At 62.4% G+C, this 19273-nt stretch carries 14 protein-coding genes; 12 read left to right on the forward strand and 2 right to left on the reverse strand.

From position 1 onward, the window contains the following. Positions 1-19 precede the first annotated feature (19 nt). The 8 genes from GR138_RS09770 to GR138_RS09805 all read left to right on the forward strand — a co-directional run bounded on the left by GR138_RS09770 (position 20) and on the right by GR138_RS09805 (position 11300). The gene (locus GR138_RS09770) at positions 20-2440 is read left to right on the forward strand and encodes a TonB-dependent receptor (protein ID WP_160858819.1); all 2421 of its coding nucleotides are present in this window, start codon (positions 20-22) and stop codon (positions 2438-2440) included. A gap of 69 nt (positions 2441-2509) precedes the next feature. Next, the gene (locus GR138_RS09775) at positions 2510-3433 is read left to right on the forward strand and encodes an iron-siderophore ABC transporter substrate-binding protein (protein ID WP_246200344.1); all 924 of its coding nucleotides are present in this window, start codon (positions 2510-2512) and stop codon (positions 3431-3433) included. A gap of 47 nt (positions 3434-3480) precedes the next feature. Next, positions 3481-4479 (forward strand): FecCD family ABC transporter permease, encoded by a 999-nt coding sequence (locus tag GR138_RS09780; protein ID WP_420853634.1) that lies wholly within the window; start codon positions 3481-3483, stop codon positions 4477-4479. Next, the gene (locus GR138_RS09785; RefSeq protein WP_160858825.1) at positions 4476-5462 is read left to right on the forward strand and encodes a FecCD family ABC transporter permease; all 987 of its coding nucleotides are present in this window, start codon (positions 4476-4478) and stop codon (positions 5460-5462) included. Before GR138_RS09780 ends, GR138_RS09785 begins: the two co-directional genes overlap by 4 nt. Then, entirely contained in the window at positions 5449-6246 is a 798-nt protein-coding gene (locus tag GR138_RS09790) for an ABC transporter ATP-binding protein (protein ID WP_160858827.1), read from the forward strand. Before GR138_RS09785 ends, GR138_RS09790 begins: the two co-directional genes overlap by 14 nt. A 342-nt stretch (positions 6247-6588) precedes the next feature. Beyond that, positions 6589-7128, forward strand: coding sequence for an RNA polymerase sigma factor (locus GR138_RS09795; RefSeq protein WP_160858829.1), 540 nt, complete (start codon positions 6589-6591; stop codon positions 7126-7128). 71 nt (positions 7129-7199) lie between these two features. Next, a complete protein-coding gene (locus GR138_RS09800; protein ID WP_160858831.1) occupies positions 7200-8150 on the forward strand; it encodes a FecR family protein in 951 nt (316 codons plus the stop codon). Positions 8151-8342: 192 nt separating this feature from the next. Continuing rightward, the gene (locus GR138_RS09805; protein ID WP_160858833.1) at positions 8343-11300 is read left to right on the forward strand and encodes a M10 family metallopeptidase C-terminal domain-containing protein; all 2958 of its coding nucleotides are present in this window, start codon (positions 8343-8345) and stop codon (positions 11298-11300) included. A gap of 68 nt (positions 11301-11368) precedes the next feature. On the opposite strand, the gene GR138_RS09810 is transcribed toward GR138_RS09805, so the two are convergent. After that, positions 11369-12283, reverse strand: a complete 915-nt coding sequence (locus tag GR138_RS09810; protein WP_160858835.1) for a LysR family transcriptional regulator — start codon at positions 12281-12283, stop codon at positions 11369-11371. 142 nt (positions 12284-12425) lie between these two features. Here GR138_RS09810 and GR138_RS09815 point away from each other — a divergent pair, with 142 nt between their 5' ends. The 3 genes from GR138_RS09815 (at position 12426) to GR138_RS09825 (ending at position 17803) form a co-directional block, all read left to right on the forward strand. Continuing rightward, positions 12426-13223: an alpha/beta hydrolase fold domain-containing protein gene (locus tag GR138_RS09815; protein WP_160858837.1), complete on the forward strand. Its 798-nt coding sequence runs from the start codon at positions 12426-12428 to the stop codon at positions 13221-13223. 58 nt (positions 13224-13281) lie between these two features. Further along, positions 13282-14472, forward strand: a complete 1191-nt coding sequence (locus GR138_RS09820) for an efflux RND transporter periplasmic adaptor subunit (RefSeq protein ID WP_160858838.1) — start codon at positions 13282-13284, stop codon at positions 14470-14472. Positions 14473-14599: 127 nt separating this feature from the next. Further along, positions 14600-17803: an efflux RND transporter permease subunit gene (locus GR138_RS09825; protein WP_160858840.1), complete on the forward strand. Its 3204-nt coding sequence runs from the start codon at positions 14600-14602 to the stop codon at positions 17801-17803. 105 nt (positions 17804-17908) lie between these two features. Here GR138_RS09825 and ureG read toward each other — a convergent pair whose 3' ends face one another. After that, positions 17909-18520: an urease accessory protein UreG gene (gene ureG, locus GR138_RS09830; protein ID WP_160858842.1), complete on the reverse strand. Its 612-nt coding sequence runs from the start codon at positions 18518-18520 to the stop codon at positions 17909-17911. A 417-nt stretch (positions 18521-18937) separates the two neighbouring features. On the opposite strand from ureG, the gene GR138_RS09835 reads away from it, so the two are divergent. Then, positions 18938-19243, forward strand: coding sequence for a hypothetical protein (locus GR138_RS09835; protein ID WP_160858844.1), 306 nt, complete (start codon positions 18938-18940; stop codon positions 19241-19243). Positions 19244-19273: the final 30 nt, after the last annotated feature.

Genomic DNA, 19273 nt, shown 5'->3' on the forward strand with positions numbered 1-19273 from the left:
GCACGATTTGGGGGTTTTGATGAAGAAGAATGTTTCCGTCAGGGCGGGCCTGCGGGCGGCGCTGCTGGCCGGTACGGCCGCTTTTGTGTTCAGTCCGGTAACGGCGGCTATCGCACAGGCGCAGACGCAATCGGCAGAGCGGTCGATCACGGTGCCGGCAGGTCCCCTGACCCCGGCGCTGAACAGCCTTGCCGCCCAGACCGGGCTTCAGATTCTTTATGACGCCTCCCTCGCCGAGGGCAAGACCACATCCGGCACGCGCGGCAACCTGACGCCTGAGCAGGCGCTGAACACCGTGCTTGCCGGCACGGGCGTGGACGCCCGCTTTGCCGGCAGCAACCAGGTGACGCTCAGCATCGACCCGGCAGCAACGGGTGCCACCACCGGGCAGACGGAAGAGGGCGCAACCCTTCTGGAGGAAATCAGGATCTACGGCGCGCGCAACGCGACGACGCTGAACAACACGACCGCGAGCGTCGGCATCGTCGATGCAAAGGCGCTTGAAGACAGCCAGATAAGATATACACAGGACGCCTACCGCCGTCTTGCGAACGTGATGGACAGTGCGACGGTCAATTCCGGCTTCGTGATCCGCGGCATGAGCTCCGAAGGCCTCGTTCCTTCCGGTGGGCCGGCCGGCTCGCTCTATGTGGATGGCATTCTCCAGACCCGCTACAATGCACGTTTCGGTGCCCGAAACCTTTGGGATGTCGAACAGGTCGAGGTCTATCGCGGCCCGCAGTCAACACTCTCCGGTCGTGCGGCCATGACGGGGGCGGTGTACATCAAATCGAAGGACCCGACCTTCGACAAGGAAGCCGAATTGTCGAGCACCGTCGGCAGCAACGACCTAGTGGGCGGCGCCTTCATGGTGAACACGCCGCTTGTCGAGGATCAAATTGCGCTGCGTATTTCGGGTGCGTTCGAGCGGTCTCACGCGGAGCCACGCTACTCCGACTTCAAACACTACGACAATTTCGATGACCTTACGACAGATATCAGCGGAACAATCCGCGCCAAGCTGCTCATCACGCCGTCGGAAATGCCGGATACCCGTGCACTTGTGACCTACTCTTATTCGAAAGATCGGCCGAACGACGCACTGGTTGGCCTAAAAAGTGGGCGGGGCGATTTCAACAACAACCCTGTCACCTATACAGAATATCGCTGGACCGAAGCTCACAACTTTGGGCTCGAAATCACGCACGACTTCTCGGATGCCCTTCGCCTCACGTCGCAAACCGGCTTCCACTACGGCATCAACAATCGGCGCTCCATCGATGAAGGCACGATTGGCGTCCCGGGCAATCTCCTCGGAGTGAACGGCATCACAGGTGAAGATGACAATTCGATCTTCACCCAGGAATTTCGCCTGAATTACGAGGCAGATCGGTGGAAGTGGGTTGCAGGCGTCTATGGCAGCTATGAGACTTGGGACGGCGCGACCGATATCGCAATATTCGATACGTATCAGCAGAGTGACTCCCAGGAGCGGGAAACATCTAACTTCGCTATATTTGGGGAGGCGACCTATGAATTTGCCCCAACCTGGTTCGCAACGCTCGGCGGCCGCCTGGATTATCTGAAGGACAAAGATCTTCAGAAAAATTACTTCGGCGGAATCAACCCGGACCCCGTTCTTGTCGGAAAAACTTCGTCCCTCAGCGAGTTGAACTTTGTTCCGAAGATCGGCCTTGCCAAAGAATTTGGCGACAATCACACTGTCGGCTTGAGCTATACGCAAGGTTTCCGCTCGGGTGGATCTTATGTCAACCGTACAGATCCAGAGCTTGCACTCGTAACGTATGACCCTGAATATTCTCAGAGCTACGAGTTGTCCTACAAAGGACATCTTCTGGATGACCGGCTGACCCTCAACGCCAATCTCTTCTACACTAAGTATGAAGACCAGCAGATCGAAATCCGCCCCAACTCAACCATTCCGGGTTATCGCATCATTCAAAACGCCGCGTCCTCACGCGCGTGGGGATTTGAAATCGAGCCGACCTATCAAGTCAACGACCAGTTCTCGGCATTCGCCTCCATCGGATATCTGAACACAAAATTCCTATCTTTCGATTTTGGCGAAGGCGAAGACGCACTCGATTTTTCTGGAGAATCCTTCCCTGAAGCACCGGAATGGACGTTCGGCTTCGGTGGCCGGTATGAGTTTGAAAACGGCGTTTTTGTTGGCGCCGACGCCAAATACACCACCGACTACAATTCCCGTTTTGGTACGAAGGGCATGTACAAGATCGACTCCCGTTTCCTCGTGAACGCCCAGACGGGCTTCAAAAAGGACAACTGGGAAGTCACGGCTTTCGTGGAGAATCTCACCGATGAGAAGTATTTCACAGTGGTTGATTCAGATTATTCCCTGCCATTTGGTCAAGCCGGCAAGCGCCGGTCTTTTGGCCTGAATGTCCGCACCAAGTTCTAAAAAGCACAGCTTGCGGGGCCCACGCCCCGCAAGCCACTTTCTGTTCATCCATCTGAAATGGTATCCGTCTTGCGCCTCTGTCTCGCCCTGCTCTTCCTCCTCTTCCCCCTCTCGATCGCGCAGGCCGCCTGCCCGGGGAAGGAGATAACGGAGGGCGTCTACAATGCGCCGTTCTGTGTGCCTAAGGAGGTGAAGCGCATCGTCACGCTCGATCCGCTCATCACGCTCGGCCTGCTGATCGAACTTAAGGCGCCGGTCGTCGCCACGCCCTATATGGCGATCCAGGACGCCGGGATACTCGAGGTGGTCAACGCTCAGAAGATGGTCGATCTCGGCAACCCGAAGGAGCCGAGCCTGGAGCGGGTCGCGGCGCTGAAGCCGGATCTCATCATCGGCAGTGCGGAAGGGCATGCGCCGATCTACGAACAGGCATCGAAGATCGCACCGACCGTCTTCTTCAACCACATGGACTGGAAGAAATACCTCCGGCAACTGTCTGTCGTCACCGGCACCGAAGGCACGGCCAACGAGGCGCTCGCTGCCTACGAGACGCGCGTCGCCGCGATCCGTGATCGGATGAAGGACAAGGACGTGACCGTCTCGACCGTGCGCTTCGCACCCGGCCGGTTCGTCGTCTTCGTCGATGGTCCTGCCGCCTATGCGCCCTTCGCGGTCCTGCACGAGGCCGGCGTGAAGCGCACGGCCTACGAGACCGTGACGGACGGCACGATCGTCAAGCGGCCGGACTGGGAAGAGCTTGCCAATCTCGACGGCGACGTTCTCCTCTACGTTTCCGCCAGCGGCTTCGAGAGCGGACCGGATGACGCGCTCGAGAAGGAAGTCATCGAAAACCCGCTCTGGCAGCTCCTGCCCGCCGTGCAGAACAAGCGCGCCCACCGCGTCGATCGGGTGGCCTGGCAAAGCTTCCACGGCATCGCCTCCGCCAACCGGATTCTGGACGATATCGAGCGCTACATCCTGGCGGATCGATGAGCCGCAGCAACGGCAACGCGACAGCGCGGCTTCCAGGCCGTTCGGCCATGAGCGACGGGAGCAGGTTTTTCGCCTTGCTCCTCGTTTGCTGTCTGCTCGTCACGGTCTCGATGTGGGCAGTCACGCTCGGCACGGTGCATATCCCGCTTCGATCGGTATGGCAGGCTATCGTCGGCTTTGACGGGTCGCGCGAGCATCTTCTGGTGATGACGATCCGCCTGCCCCGCGTGCTGGCCGCGCTGCTTGCCGGCAGTGCGCTTGCGGTCTCCGGCGCGATCATGCAGGCGGTGACCAACAATCCACTCGCCTCGCCGGGTCTGCTCGGCATCAACGCAGGTGCCTCCTTCGCCGTCGTATCGGTCATGACCCTGTTCGGCGCGGGCACGGGTGACGTCTATATGTGGTTCGCCTTTGCAGGTGCCGGTGGCGCGGCCCTGCTGGTCTACACGCTCGGCTCCTTCGGGCTGGCGGGACAATCGACCATCGGGCTCGTTCTCGCCGGTGCGATCGTCGCGACCTTCCTGACCGCGCTGACCAGTTCCGTGCTGATCTTCGACCAGAGCACGCTGGATGCCGTTCGCCTCTGGACCGCGGGATCCGTATCCGGCCGCACCATGGCGCAGGCGGCGGCCGTGGCGCCTTACATCCTGGTCGGGCTCGCCGCTGCACTGCTCCTCGGCCGGCACCTCGTGACGCTGAGCCTCGGCGCCGACGCGGCGCGGTCGCTCGGACAGAACCCGATGGTCTGGCGGGCCATTTCCGTCGCTATCATCATCCTCTTGGCCGGCAGTGCCGTCTCCCTTGCAGGCCCGATCGGCTTCGTCGGGCTTGTCGTTCCGCATATCGCGCGGCTGACAATCGGTGTCGACTACCGCTGGGTCCTGCCCTTCAGCGCAATCGGCGGCGCCTTGCTCGTGGTTGCAGCCGATACGGCCGGGCGCATGATCTTCGCCAGTCAGAGTTTTCCCGTCGGCGTGACGATCGCCCTCGTCGGCGCCCCCTTCTTCCTCTGGCTGGCACGGAACCGGGCGGGGGGCGCGACATGATACGCCTGCTTGTTCTTCTTGCGGCCCTCCTCGCCGGTGTGGTTACCGCCAGCCTGGCATTCGGGGACATATCCTTGTCCTGGCACGCGCTTTTCGAAACGATCATAGGGTCGCCGGAGGCGAGCCCGCAGAACAGCATGATCGTCTTCGATCTCCGCCTGCCGCGTGTTCTGCTCGCCCTCCTCGTTGGCGCGGCGCTGGCGACGGCCGGCACGATCACGCTCGCCATCATGCGCAATCCGCTCGCCGAGCCGGGCGTACTCGGCATCAACAGCGGCGCGGCCGCAGCGGTCATGGCGATGATCGTGCTTGTTCAGGAGCCGCCGGTTCTCCTGCTGCCCGCCGCCGGTTTTTTCGGCGCCGCTGCGATGGCCGTGGCCGTTTACCTATTGTCGTGGCGCGGCGGCACGTCCTCCATGCGCATCATCCTGATCGGCATCGGCCTCAGTTCGCTTGCCAGCGCGGCCACGACCTTCCTCTCGGCCTTCGGCGAGATCGGCGATGTGCAACGGGCGATGATCTGGCTTGCCGGAAGCGTCTATGACGCCAACATCGTGAAGGTGCGCCTACTGTTTTTCTGGCTGATCCTGCCATTGGTGCTTGCCTGGATGTCGGCGCGTGAACTAGACCTCATCCGTTTCGGCGACAATTCGGCGCGAAGCCTCGGCCAGCCCGTGGATCTCGTCCGCGCGCTGATGATCGTGCTGTGCACGCTGATATCCGGCGCCGCGGTTGCGGCAGCGGGCCTGATCGGTTTCGTCGGTCTCGTCGCACCGCATATCGCCAGCCGCCTGGTCGGCCCGTCCCACGCAAGGATCTTTCCGGTCGCCGCGCTGATCGGGGCAAGCCTTGTCGCAGCGGCCGATCTCGTCGGCCGCGTGATCATTGCGCCGACCCAGCTTCCGGCCGGGATCGTCACCGGCCTGATCGGCGCACCCTTCTTCGCCTATCTTCTATGGGGGCGCCGCCATGTCCGCGGATGACAGACACACATTGGGAAAACTTGCCGGACAGCGGGTGTCCATCGCCTATGGCGAGCACCGTATCGTCGAAGACCTCGACCTCGTCGTGCCGGAACGCCGGTTCACCGCGCTCATTGGGCCGAACGGCAGCGGCAAATCGACCATCCTGCGCACCTTCGCCGGTCTCATGTCGCCGGCCAGCGGAACCATCCTGCTCGACGGCAGGAGCATCGATACGCTTTCCACGAAGGACTTGGCCAAGCGCGTCGGGGTTCTGCTTCAGGGACCGGTGGCGCCCGAGGGGCTGACGGTGCGCGATCTCGTGCGCCAGGGCCGTTACCCGCATCGCTCGCTGTTTGCGCGCTGGTCGGATGAGGATCAGGCGGCGTGCGACGAGGCGCTGATGCTGACCGGCACCACAACGCTCGCCGACACGCCGCTCGACAGTCTTTCCGGTGGCCAGCGGCAGCGCGCGTGGATTGCCATGACACTGGCGCAGCGCGGCGAGGTTCTGCTGCTCGACGAGCCGACGACTTATCTCGACCTCGCCCACCAGATCGAGCTGATGAACCTGATCACAGTTCTGGTGCGCGACCACGGCAAGACCGTTGTCGCGGTGCTGCATGATATCAATCAGGCGGCGCGTTATGCCGAACATATCGTCATATTAAACAACGGCAGGATCACCGCCGCCGGCCGACCGGAGGATGTGATTTCGGCGGAGGCCATCGCCAGCGTGTTTGGTGTACGGTCGGTCATTATCCGCGATCCGGTTGCCGATACGCCCCTGTGTATTCCGCTGTAGTTGCAGGTCGGCTGGCAGGCGTGTAGCGAAAATGCAACACGCCTGCCTTTTCTTGTCCGCTCGACAAAGGCCGGGATTTTCCAGCCGCGCGACACCCGGGAGGATTCGGGCAACAAAATCAGACATAAGATGAGTTTTTTAGTCTTGATTTAATGTCCCGGCTGACCGAAACTTCGAAACATTCTAACCTATTGCGCTTGCAGGCATTTTGCAGATTGGGTAGCCATTCTGACGTTGCCGCCCGCGTGGAGATCACGCGTGGGGCATAGCATTGGGGCTCCTTCGCGCTGGGACGTAAGCGACGCTGGCGGCCCCTGAATTGGAATCGGGAACCATGTGCTGATGTCGAGCTCCTCCTCCCCGCTCACCTGGGATGGCCTTGATAGCAACGACCTGCTGAACCGGGCGATGGAGGCCCATTATGCCGATATCACCTCGGCGGTCAGGCGTCGGGGGCATCCGCGTTCCACCGCAAGGGACGTCGTGCACGACCTCTACGTCAAGCTGGCGGCCCAACCCGATATTCTTCGCAACAAGCGCTCGATCAAGGCCTTCCTTTGCCGCTCCGCCATCAATCTGGGCATAGACCGGCTGCGGCGCGAAAACATGGAAGCGCGGCTGTTTTCCGGCACCGAGCAGGAAGCCATGACGATTGCAAGCGCCGGGCCGGCGCCCGATCGCGGGCTTGAGATCGAGGCGCGCGTGGCCATCCTGCGCACGGCGATCACCGAGTTGCCCGAGCGCCGCCGCGTAGTGTTCATCCTGCATCGGCTACACCATCTCTCGCCCGACGCAATCGCGGAAAAACTCAATATATCCCGCAACATGGTCGACCGTCATCTTCGGCGCGCGCTTGCGCACTGCCTCGACCGGCTTCTTTAGATCAGGTAAGAGTCCTGAATTGACGATGCCAATCGTCTATGGATCAGGACTGGATGCTCCTGGAGAAGCCAATGTCGGGCAACCGAGCCACGCATGAGCAGCGAAAACGAAACAGGGAAGCGGCAGACTGGCTTCTGCGCAATGGCGATCCGGGGCAATCCGAACAGGAAAAAGCGCGTTTCGCGGATTGGCTGAGCGATCCGGAGAACTGTCGCACCTACAGCGCCGCCGAGCGGCTGATGGGCGATGCGCGCACGGCCATCCAGTCCGATCCGGCCCTCGTCAACATCCGGGTGAAGCCTCAAAGCTCTGCCAAACCGATCACAGGCTCCGTTCTGCTCTTCGCCTGCGCGGCCACCGCCTTTCTGCTATTCGACGGCCCGATGCGGTTGCAGGCCGACGCCATCGCCGGCGCTGACGAAATGCCGATTCTCACCCTAGAAGATGGCTCCACCGTACAGTTGAACGCGTCCTCGGCAATCGCCGTCGATTTTGACGGGAAGCAGAGGAACATCCGCCTCCTGCGCGGCCAGGCCTTCTTCCAGGTGGCGCATGCGCCGAAACGGCCCTTCACGGTGGAGGCAGGTACGACGCGCGTCACAGCGCTCGGCACAGCCTTTGACGTGCGTTTCGGCGCGTCGGACACGGATGTGACAGTTACCGAGAACACGGTCCTGGTCGAGTTGAACGACGCGAATCCGTCCTCCCTGCGCGTTACCCAGGGCGAACAGGCGACCTACGAGCCGGAAAGCGGCAGGACATCGGTCAAGCCCGTCGACAGTCTTGTGGCGCTCGCCTGGCAGCGCGGACAGATCGCAGTAGAAAACGCCCCCCTCTCTTATATCGTCGAGGAAATGGGGCGCCACTTTTCCGGCCGGATCATCGTTGCCGGAAATGCGCTCGCGCGCCGGCGGGTGAGCGGCACCATCACGGTTGCCGATACCGACGCCGCCCTCGCCTTCATCAAACAGGCCCTCGGCGTCAAAGTGACCCGGCTCGGGCCGGTGATAGTCATTCGCTGACGGCCTTTTTGCTGCACAGGCTCGCCGATTCCCGGATGGGTCTGCGGCTTGCCTTCCATGCGCGCGCGCTCAGGGCGCCTCCATTCTGCTCCTCTGCCTCCACCTGTTACCGAGGGAACACCTCGCGGCTTCCACGCCGACTAGCAATCGGCACACGCCCGACGGCGTGGAAACCCCATTTGCGAGGAAACCATGAGCAATACATCGAAGTTGATTACGCCGTTGCAGGTAACACGCGCGCTTGGCGTGGAGGCCGCCGGTTACACCATCCCCGGTGTCGGCAACCAGACGCTCTATGGCGACGCGGGCAAGAACGTTCTCAGTGGCGGTTCCGGTGTGGATACGATCACCGGCGGCCTCGGCGCCGATACGATCAGTGCCGGTACCGGTGACGACATGATCCGCGCCATGAGCGTTGCCGAACTGTCCGGCGACCGGATCGATGGCGGCCTCGGTTTTGACGAACTCGAAGTCGATCTCAGCGCTTCCACCAGTGCGGTTTCCTTCGTCGCCTTCGACCCGGCTCTCACCGGCGTTCGTTTCGGCGCCACCATCGCCGGCGTGGAAAGCTTCCGGCTGAACGGCGGTGCCTATGACGACACCTTCACCGGCGGGCGTTGGAACGACTGGTTCGTAGGCGGCGGCGGCAACGACACCCTGAATGGCGGGATTGGCAAGGACTGGCTTGAGGGTGGAAACGGCAACGACAAACTTTACGGCGGCAATGGCAACGATTCCCTCTTGGGCGGCGCCGGGAACGACTACATGAGCGGTGGCTACGGCGTCGACTGGTTGTCCGCCGACGATGGCAACGACACGCTGTTCGGCGGGGCTGGCGGCGACTACATGTATGGCCACGACGGCAACGACACGATCAACGGAGAATCCGGTGGTGATACGATCGAGGGCGGGAGTGGGCGGGATGTGATCGACGGCGGCGACGGCGACGACTATCTGCGCGGCGGCGGCGATAATGATACGGTCCGCGGCGGCGAGGGCAATGATCGGATCGCGCACAGCATGGAAAGCTGGGCGGGTGACGGCATGGACGTCCTGGATGGCGGCGCCGGCACGGACACGCTGTCGCTGAGCGGCGTCTCGGGAACGTTCACGGCCAAGACGTCCACGACAAAGCAGACCCTGTCCAACGGTACCACGATCATCAATTTCGAGGCCTATGACATCAGTGGCTCGGAAGGCGCCGACCGGTTCACGGGATGGAGCGGCAACGACACGCTTTCCGGCATGTCGGGCAACGACACGCTCATCGGTCTCGGTGGCAACGACCACCTGAATGGCGGTCTGGGCGTCGATATCCTGGATGGCGGTGATGGCGATGATCTGCTGATTGTCGGCAGCGGCGGCAAGGACACGATCAAGGCAGGGAAAGGCTACGATTCCGTCTGGGTCGGTCGCGCTGACCTGACGACCAACCTGACCTTCAGCGTTTCGGGCGCCACGGGAACACTGTCGGACGGCACCGTGATCACGGACGGCGAAAGCTTCACCATCGAAACCGGCAGCGGAAACGACGTGCTTTCCGCCGGGACCGCGCTGCATGTCGACTTCGACGCCGGCAGCGGCAACAACACCATGACCGGCGGCAAAGGGAACGATCAGTTCTATAGCACCAGCGGCAACGATACGGTGAAAGGCGGCGACGGCAACGACCGGATCATCGACAGCGGTGGCGGTACGAACAAACTCGACGGCGGCAACGGCGATGACTACATCTCGGCCGACACATGGACCGGCACGGCGGCGACGGCCATTGTCGGCGGAGCGGGTAACGATGTCGTCACCATCAACAATGCCAGCGGATCGACGGCCGGGCGCTTCGTCGCTGATGGCGGCTCCGGCATCGATACGCTCTGGATCAGCCGCTACGACAGCACCAAGAACCTGTCGTTCACGCTGTCCGCCAACGCGACCCTCGTCAATGGAGACGTCACGGCGAGAAACTTCGAGCGGGTTCATATCATCGCAGGCCAGGGCAACGATACGCTGACCGCCGGCAACCTCGCCGACGACCTCAACGGCATGGCCGGCAACGACACGCTCAAGGGCCTCGGCGGTGACGACAAGCTGACCGGCTGGTACGGCGCAGACACGATCCTCGGTGGTGACGGCGATGACACGATCTGGGGAAGCGGGGGCATCAAGGATACCCATGCTGACAAGTTGTACGGCGAAGGCGGCGACGATCTCATCACCATGAATGTCAGTGACTACGCTTCGGGTGGCTCCGGCGCGGACCGCGTCGTGGTCGATTTCTCCGAGGAGACCTTTGGCGTTTCGTTCGTATTCAGCAACAGCCTCGTCAAGGTGAACGCGAACACCTCGTTCACGGGCATGGAAGCCATCGATTTTCTCGGCGGTTCTGGCAACGATACGGTTACCGGTGGTGCTGATGTCGACTATCTCGATGGCGCCGCCGGGAACGACACCCTGAGGGGCGGTGCTGCGGACGACTTCCTTGTTGATGGAAGAGGCAATGACAAGCTCTATGGGGATACGGGCAATGATGTTTTCACGCGCTATCTTGATGAAGTCGGCGCGGACTATTTTCATGGGGGTTCCGGTGCGGATACGCTGAACTTCAACATCGTTTCAGACCAGTCGGTGATTGTCGACCTTGAGAACAATGCCAGGAACGGCGGTGTCGCATCCGGCCTGACTCTGGTGAGCATCGAGAATGTCACCGGTAGCTACAAAGACGACACGATCCTCGGCAGCGCCGCGGGCAATGTGCTCAAGGGCGGCCTGGGCGACGACAGGCTCGACGGACGGGCCGGCAATGACAGACTGGAAGGTGGCGGCCATGGCGATCTCCTGACAGGCGGCGCGGGTGCGGACCACTTCATCTATGCCTCCGACGAGGCGGTCGGTTCAGGTGATCGGATCACCGACTTCACGCGCGGGGAGGACAAGCTTGTCATCGACGACTATGTCTTCGGCTTCACCAAGCTGGTGCTCTATTCCGGCAACGACCTGAAGGCGACAGGGACGGCAGCGCAGTTCTTCTTCGAGAAGGACAACGGCCGCCTCTGGTACGACGCCGACGGCACGGCCAACGAAAGCGATGCCGTTCTGGTGGCGACCCTCGACAAGGTGACGTCACTTTCCACCTCGGACTTCCTGCTGATCTGATCTTTCGGCGCCGAGCGGCGTTTCAGCCAAAAGCATCCGGCCGCTTCGCGCGGCCGGATGCTCCACACCTACGACGGCGCGCCGAGCCGCGTCTGCGCCAGAAGGCGAACGATCCAGTCGACGAAGACGCGCACCTTGTTGCTCAGGTGACGGTTCGGCGGGTAGACGATGTAGAGCGGAATGGGTTCCGACCGCCAGCCGGGCAGCACCGGTACAAGTTGGCCGCCGGCCAGCGCCTCTGTCGCCATGAAATGCGGAAGCGGTGCCACGCCGAGGCCGGAAAGGGCGGCGGCAAGATAGCTCCGCGCATCGTTGACCGCTACGAGATAGCGGCTGTTGACCTCGATCTTTTCGCCGTCCTTCTCGAATTCGAAGGGCATGGTACGGTTGGTCTGCGCGAGAAAATAGTTCACGCAATGATGGTTCGTTTCCAGGTCGGACGGGTGCTCCGGTGCGCCGAACGTCTTGATGTAGCTGGGTGCCGCGCAGGCAACGACGTCGATCTCGGCGACCCGGCGGGCAATCAGCGACTGATCCCCCGGCGCACCGCCGCGCAAGGCGCAGTCGACGTTTTCCGCCAGATAATCCACCGTCCGGTCGCCGACGCCCAGATCGATATGGATGTCGGGATATTTTTCGTGAAAATCGCCGAGCGCTGGAATCACCAGCAAATCCGCGAAGGCGCCGGCCATTTCGACGCGCAGCCGACCGCTCGGGCTGGTGCGCGAATGCGAGAGGCTGCCGTCAAGCTCGTCGAGCTCGTTCACGATCTGGATCGCGCGTTCATAGTAGAGCGCGCCATCGGTCGTCACCATCACCCGGCGGGTGGTGCGGTTCAGGAGCTTGGTCTGGAGATGCGTCTCCAGATTCTGGATGAGATTGCTCACGGTCGCCTTGGGCATGCCAAGCGTCGAAGAGGCCCGGGTGAAGTTGCCGGTCTCCACCACGCGGAGGAAGGCACGCATTGCGGAAAGCTGATCCATGGAACATTCCCACGTTGGAAGGCACTATTGTTCGAAAATCTGGATAGTGAAGTCAGTTTTGGCATACTTATATCGGCGAGGCCACTCACGATATAAATGGTGAGGGACCAGCCTATATACAGGTGGCTCAAGGAACAAAACGATGTCGGTAGAAATCAAGGATATGACGTTCGACAAGGTGGCCACCGGCCCCGTGTCGGTGCGCGTCTATCAGGGCGCGGAATTCGCCAAAGGCGCACCGATCCTGCTCTACTTCCACGGCGGCGCTTTTCTTGAGACGGGCCTTGGTCCTTGCCCGCTCGCCGAAACCCTGGCCGCAACGGGCGCCATCATTGCCGTGCCGGATTATAACGCGCCGGGTGGCGGTGTCTTTCCGAAACCGCTCGAAGTGGGCTTCTCGATCTTTTCCTATCTCGCCAAAAAGCGCGCCGGCCTCGGCGACCGCAAATCGCCGCTGCTCATTGGCGGCGAGGAAGCCGGCGGCAATATCGCGGCTGGCGTGGCGCTGAAAGCCCGCGACCACTTCGCCAACGAGCTGGACGGCCAGGTGCTGATCTCCCCGCTGCTCGACCCTTTCATGGGCACGGCGTCCTTCCGCAATGCCGAGGCGATCGGTATGCGCGAACGCTGGGCGGATGGCTGGAGCCACTATCTTAGCGGCGGCGTCTGCCACCCCTATGCCGCCCCGAGCCTCTGTTCGCGCCTGTCGGGCGTGGCGCCTGCCCTCGTGCTGTCGGCGGCGGACGACCCGCTGCTCGACGAAGCGCAAGGTTATGCCGACCGCCTGAAAGCGTCGGGTGTCAAGGTTCAACAGCATGTTCTCCCCGCAGGGACAGGCTGGTCTTCAATTTACAGCGGGAAATCCGATGTGACCGGAAGCTGGAAGCAAAGCCTCTCAAGCCAGTTTTCCGATTTCATTCAAGACATAAGCATTCACTGATTTGAATTGAGAACAAGCGGATAGAGCGTGGCCTGAAGAGCCACAAGGAGAAGAGAAAATGATGTCGAAGCGCAAACGCTGGGCCCTGACGGGCGCCGGCCTGGGACTGGCTGTGTCTGTTTCTGCCGCAGCCCTGATCTTTCAACTGCCGGGCAATGTCGCCCAGGCCGAAGCAACTGTTACCGCCGAAGTGCCCGCCGTGCCGGTCACGGTCGCCGTCGTCGAGAACCGTGACGTCGTGACCTGGCAGGAATTTTCCGGCCGCCTGGAAGCGATCGACCGCGTGCAGATCCGCTCGCGGGTCAGCGGCGCCATCCTCTCGGTGAACTTCCGCGAAGGCGCACTCGTCAAGGCGGGCGACCTCTTGTTCACCATCGATCCGGAACCCTTCCAGACCGCGGTAACGCAAGCCGAAGGCCAGTTCGCCTCGGCCGAAGCCCGGGTGAAGCTCGCCACCACCGAGCTTGAACGTGGCGAGCGGCTTGCCCGCAGCAACAGCATCTCGCAAAGCGATGTCGACACGCGCCAGAACGCGCTTGCCGAAGCACGCGCCGCGCTCAAGACGGCCGAGGCGGCCCTGCACGGCGCAAAGCTTGAGCTGAGCTACACCAATGTCCGGGCCCCGGTCGCCGGTCGCGCCGGCAAGGTGGAGATCACCGCCGGCAACCTCGTCGCCGGGGGCTCGACCTCACCGGCGCTGACGACGCTCGTCTCCGTTGACCCGATCTATGCGGGCTTCAATGTGGCCGAGGAGATCGTTGCTTCCGCACTCGCCGCCCTGCCGGCATCCGATGGCGCGCTGGCCCCGATCGAGCAAATCCCGGTCGAGGTCGGCACGCTCGCCGACAAGGGCACGCCGATCCACGGCAAGCTGCAGCTCATCGGCAACGAAGTGGATGCGGCAAGCGGTACGATTTCCGTCCGCGCCGTCTTCGACAATCCGGGCGGCAAGCTGATCCCCGGCCAGTTCGTGCGTATCCGCATGGGCGAGCCGCGCGCTGAAAGCAAAATCCTCGTCAGCGAGAAGGCGATCGGCACCGACCAGGACAAGAAGTTCGTCTTCGTCGTCGACAAGGACAACAAGGTGACCTACCGGCCGATCGTGCTGGGCAGCCTGTCCGGCAACGAGCGCGTCGTCGAAAGCGGCCTTTCCGGCGGCGACCGCATCGTCGTCAACGGCCTGCAGCGCATCCGCCCGGGCGTCGTGGTCGACCCGCAGATGCAGGAAAACGTCGCCTCCGCGAAGTAACGCGAGGGCCGGCAGGCCGCGACGCGGCCTGCTCTGAACATCAGAAATTCCATATCCGCCGGCGGGTCCCGAGCCCGCCGGACAGGATCGTTCGTCCCGTATTTCACCCTTTGGAGAGGGTACCGAAATGAACATCTCCCGTTTCTTCATCGATCGTCCGGTCTTTGCCGGGGTGCTATCGATCCTCATCGTGGTCGCAGGCTTGATCGGCATGCGGGCCCTCCCGATTTCCGAATATCCGGAGGTCGTGCCGCCGTCGATCGTCGTGCGCGCCACCTATCCAGGCGCCAACCCCGTCGTCATTTCCGAGACCGTCGCCACACCGCTCGAAGAGCAGATCAACGGCGTGGAAGACATGCTCTACATGAACAGCCAGGCGACGTCCGACGGCGTGCTGACGCTGACCGTGACGTTCAAGCTCGGCACGGACCCGGACAAGGCGCAACAGCTCGTCCAGAACCGCGTGTCGCAGGCCGAACCCCGCCTGCCCGCGGAAGTGCGCGCGCTCGGCGTGACCACCGTCAAGAGTTCGCCGGACTTCATCATGGTGGTCAACCTCGTCTCGACGACGGACCGCTATGACATCACCTATCTGCGCAACTATGCGACGCTGAACATCAAGGACCGCCTCGCCCGCATCGAAGGCGTCGGCCAAGTGCAGGTCTTCGGCGCCGGCGACTATGCAATGCGCGTGTGGATCGACCCGCAGAAGGCAGCCGAACATAGCCTTGCCGCCAGCGACATTTCCAATGCGATCCGCGAGCAGAACGTGCAGGCCGCAGCCGGCATCATCGGTGCTTCGCCGGTGTCGAACGACGTGAACCTCCAGCTCAACGTCAACGCTCAGGGTCGCCTGCGCACGCCGGAGGAATTCGGCAACATCATCGTCAAGGCCGGTGCCGAAGGCGAGATCACCCGTCTGCGCGACGTCGCACGCATCGAAATGGGCGCGGCCGACTATTCGCTGCGCTCGCTGCTCGACGGTGAGCCGGCCGTTGCCGTCGCCGTCCTCCAGGCACCCGGCTCGAACGCCATCGAGATCGCCGACAATGTGCGCGCGACGATGGACCAGCTCCAGATCGCCATGCCCGAAGGCGTGAAGTACGAGATCGTCTACGACACGACGGAATTCGTGCGCTCCTCGATCGAAAAGGTCGTCGACACGCTGCTCGAAGCCATCGCGCTCGTCGTCCTCGTCGTCATCATCTTCCTCCAGACCTGGCGCGCCTCGATCATTCCGCTGCTCGCTGTCCCGGTCTCCATCATCGGCACGTTCGCGGTGATGTATGCCTTCGGCTTCTCGATCAACGCGCTGACCCTCTTCGGCCTCGTGCTGGCGATCGGTATCGTGGTGGACGACGCAATCGTCGTCGTCGAAAACGTCGAGCGCAACATCGAGAATGGTCTCAGCCCACGCGAAGCGACCTACCGGGCGATGCGCGAAGTGTCCGGCCCGATCATCGCGATCGCGCTGGTGCTGGTCGCGGTTTTCGTGCCGCTCGCCTTCATCAGCGGCCTGTCCGGCCAGTTCTACCGCCAGTTCGCCCTGACGATTGCCATCTCGACAGTCATCTCGGCAATCAACTCGCTCACCCTCTCACCGGCGCTGGCCGCCTTGCTGCTCAAGGATCACCACGCACCCAAGGACTGGCTGACCCGCTTCATGGACGGCCTGTTCGGCTGGTTCTTCCGTGGTTTCAACCGGCTCTTCGGCGCAGCCTCCAATGGCTACGGTCGCAGCGTCGGTGGTCTCGTCTCGCGCAAATCGCTGGTCATGGCCGTCTACCTCGCCCTCGTCGGCGCCACCTATGCGGTGTTCAACGCCGTGCCGGGCGGCTTCGTGCCGGCGCAGGACAAGCAGTATCTCATCGGCTTTGCGCAGCTTCCGGACGGCGCAACACTCGACCGCACGGAAGACGTCATCAAGAAGATGAGCGCGATCGCCCTCGAACAGCCGGGCGTCGCCCATGCCATCGCCTTCCCGGGCCTGTCGATCAATGGTTTCACGATCGGCTCCAACTCGGGCATCGTCTTTGCCGCGCTCGACCCATTCGAGGAACGCACGACGCCGGAGCTGTCCGGCGGGGCGATCGCCATGCAGTTGAACCAGAAATTCGCCGGCATCCAGGACGCCTTCATCGCCATGTTCCCGCCACCGCCGGTCAACGGCCTCGGCACGACGGGCGGCTTCAAGCTGCAGATCGAGGACCGTGCCGGCCTCGGCTATGGAGCCCTGAACGAGGCGACCCAGGCGTTCCTCGCGAAAGCCTATCAGACGCCGGAACTGGCAGGCCTGTTCTCCAGCTTCCAGATCAACGTTCCGCAGCTCTATGCCGACCTCGACCGTTCCAAGGCCCAGCAGCTCGGCGTGCGCGTGACGGACGTGTTCGAGACGCTGCAGATCTATCTCGGCTCGCTCTACGTCAACGACTTCAACGCCTTCGGCCGCACTTACAGCGTGCGCGTCCAGGCCGACTCTGCCTTCCGCGCCAAGCCGGAAGACATCGGTCAGCTCAAGGTGCGCTCGCAAACGGGTGAGATGATCCCGCTTGCCGCGCTCCTGAAGGTCGATGCCACGACGGGACCGGAACGCACCACGCGTTACAACGGCTTCCTTGCCGCCGACATCAATGGCGGGCAGGCACCGGGCTTCTCGTCCGGACAGGCGGAAGCGGCCATCGAGAAGATCGCTGCCGAGACCCTGCCGGCGGGCATCGACTTCGAATGGACGGACCTGACCTATCAGCAGATCCTCGCCGGCAATTCGAGCATCGTCGTCTTCCCGCTTGCGCTGCTTCTGGTCTATCTCGTGCTGGCCGCGCAGTATGAAAGCCTGACGCTGCCGATCGCCATCATCATGATCGTGCCGATGGGCGTGCTCGCAGCGCTCGCCGGGGTCTGGTACACGGGCGGCGACAACAACGTCTTCACCCAGATCGGTTTGGTGGTGCTCGTCGGCCTATCGGCGAAGAACGCCATCCTTATCGTCGAATTCGCACGCGAGCTCGAATTCGAGGGGCGCACCCCGGTGCAGGCCGCGATCGAAGCCAGCCGGCTTCGCCTGCGCCCAATCCTCATGACCTCCATGGCCTTCATCATGGGCGTCGTGCCGCTGGTGCTCTCGACGGGTGCGGGTGCCGAAATGCGTGCCGCGATGGGTCTTGCCGTGTTCTCCGGCATGATCGGCGTCACCTTCTTCGGCATCTTCATGACGCCGGTCTTCTACGTGCTGCTGCGCCGCCTCGCCGGCAACCGCCCGCTGGTGCAGCATGGCAAGTCGACCTTCGAGGAAACACGGCCGGGTGAATCCGAGGTCACACATTCCGCTTAGGCGGTAGTGAACTCTGACTTCACTTCCGTCCGGGTCTACGGCGGGAACCCATTCCGATTGATTTCGGGTCTGGGTTCCCGTTTTCGTTTTCCACGCCGCGGTCGCTTAGAGCCCGCCCTGCACCCGCAGAAAATCGACGATGCGGTCAACGCCATCACCGCGCTTCATATCGGAAAAGACGAAGGGACGCTCCGCGCGCATGCGACCGGCATCCCGCTCCATGACGTCGAGATCGGCTCCGACATGCGGGGCCAGATCTTTCTTGTTGATGACAAGCAGATCGGACCGCGTGATGCCCGGCCCGCCCTTGCGCGGGATTTCCTCGCCCTGGCAGACAGAAATGACGTAGATCGTCAGATCTGCGAGATCCGGCGAGAAGGTCGCCGCCAGATTGTCGCCGCCTGATTCGATAAAGACCACATCCAGTTCGGGAAAACGCCGGTTCAGATCGGCGATCGCCTGGAGGTTGATCGAGGCATCTTCGCGAATGGCGGTGTGCGGGCAGCCGCCCGTCTCAACCCCGACAATACGGTCCGACGGCAGCGCCTGCATGCGCACCAGCGCCTCGGCATCCTCCTTCGTGTAGATATCATTGGTGACGACGGCGACCGAGTAGTGCTCGCGCATCGCCTTGCAGAGCTTTTCGGTGAGCGCCGTCTTGCCCGAGCCCACGGGCCCGCCGATACCCACGCGCAGGGGACCGTTGTGTGATGTCATCCAAACCTCCGGGAAATAGGGAGCGCTGCGCCATAGACAGCATCGTGGTGGGCTCACAGGTGAGCAGGTCACCATTCGCATGTCAATTGGATCATCGACGGTGGGTGGGAGCCAGACGCCTGTAGAGAAGATGTCTCTTAAAGTCCAAAGATCAGTTCAGCCCTGTTCCAAAAAATCGAGCAGGACGGCATTGAACGATGACGCTGGTTCAAGGTTGACCAGGTGGCAGCCGGCGAGCGAAACGTGCCGGCGGGCAACCTTCGATCCCGGACAATGCGAGCGGGACCGCAGATATGAAGCCCCCGCAGCGCACCCTCGCTCAGCCAATCGAAAGAGAGTGGGTTGTGCAAAATTTGAATTGACCGCTTTCGATGGCAAGGCGACACTTCGTTCCTTAGCAGCGCAGGAGGACGAACGATGGACGAACCAGACCGTTGGCGCCACATGGCGAGCGCGCCAAGAGACGGCAGTCGGGTCCTCGTCACGGTCCGCTCGGCCGAACAGGGGCCGGCGGAAGTTGATGTCGCCTACTGGTCCCATGGAGATCGCTTCGGCGCGGAAGGCTGGCGTGCCTCCGATTCCGCGCCTGGCTGCGTCATTGAGTATGCCGAGCCGGAACTGAAGTGCTGGATGCCGATGCCGTCCGCGAATCTCAGCCGCGCCCGCGAACGGTCCCCCTGGGAGGGCGACGATGCCCAGCAGCTTGACGGTTCGGGGATCTAACGTCGCGCGCTGTTAAAGCCGCACCCTGTC

The sequence above is a fragment of the Shinella kummerowiae genome (genome assembly GCF_009827055.1).
In the GTDB taxonomy this organism is placed as follows: Bacteria; Pseudomonadota; Alphaproteobacteria; order Rhizobiales; family Rhizobiaceae; genus Shinella; species Shinella kummerowiae.

Bases quoted from the DNA above. Each gene is read 5' to 3' on its own strand.
- GR138_RS09825 (WP_160858840.1), top strand. From the start codon at position 14,600: ATGAACATCTCCCGTTTCTTCATCGATCGTCCGGTCTTTGCCGGGGTG.
- GR138_RS09795 (WP_160858829.1), top strand. From the start codon at position 6,589: ATGTCGAGCTCCTCCTCCCCGCTCACCTGGGATGGCCTTGATAGCAAC.
- GR138_RS09770 (WP_160858819.1), top strand. From the start codon at position 20: ATGAAGAAGAATGTTTCCGTCAGGGCGGGCCTGCGGGCGGCGCTGCTG.
- GR138_RS09835 (WP_160858844.1), top strand. From the start codon at position 18,938: ATGGACGAACCAGACCGTTGGCGCCACATGGCGAGCGCGCCAAGAGAC.
- GR138_RS09790 (WP_160858827.1), top strand. From the start codon at position 5,449: ATGTCCGCGGATGACAGACACACATTGGGAAAACTTGCCGGACAGCGG.
- GR138_RS09780 (WP_420853634.1), top strand. From the start codon at position 3,481: ATGAGCGACGGGAGCAGGTTTTTCGCCTTGCTCCTCGTTTGCTGTCTG.
- GR138_RS09810 (WP_160858835.1), bottom strand. From the start codon at position 12,283: ATGGATCAGCTTTCCGCAATGCGTGCCTTCCTCCGCGTGGTGGAGACC.
- GR138_RS09820 (WP_160858838.1), top strand. From the start codon at position 13,282: ATGATGTCGAAGCGCAAACGCTGGGCCCTGACGGGCGCCGGCCTGGGA.
- GR138_RS09805 (WP_160858833.1), top strand. From the start codon at position 8,343: ATGAGCAATACATCGAAGTTGATTACGCCGTTGCAGGTAACACGCGCG.
- GR138_RS09785 (WP_160858825.1), top strand. From the start codon at position 4,476: ATGATACGCCTGCTTGTTCTTCTTGCGGCCCTCCTCGCCGGTGTGGTT.
- GR138_RS09815 (WP_160858837.1), top strand. From the start codon at position 12,426: ATGTCGGTAGAAATCAAGGATATGACGTTCGACAAGGTGGCCACCGGC.
- ureG (WP_160858842.1), bottom strand. From the start codon at position 18,520: ATGACATCACACAACGGTCCCCTGCGCGTGGGTATCGGCGGGCCCGTG.
- GR138_RS09800 (WP_160858831.1), top strand. From the start codon at position 7,200: ATGTCGGGCAACCGAGCCACGCATGAGCAGCGAAAACGAAACAGGGAA.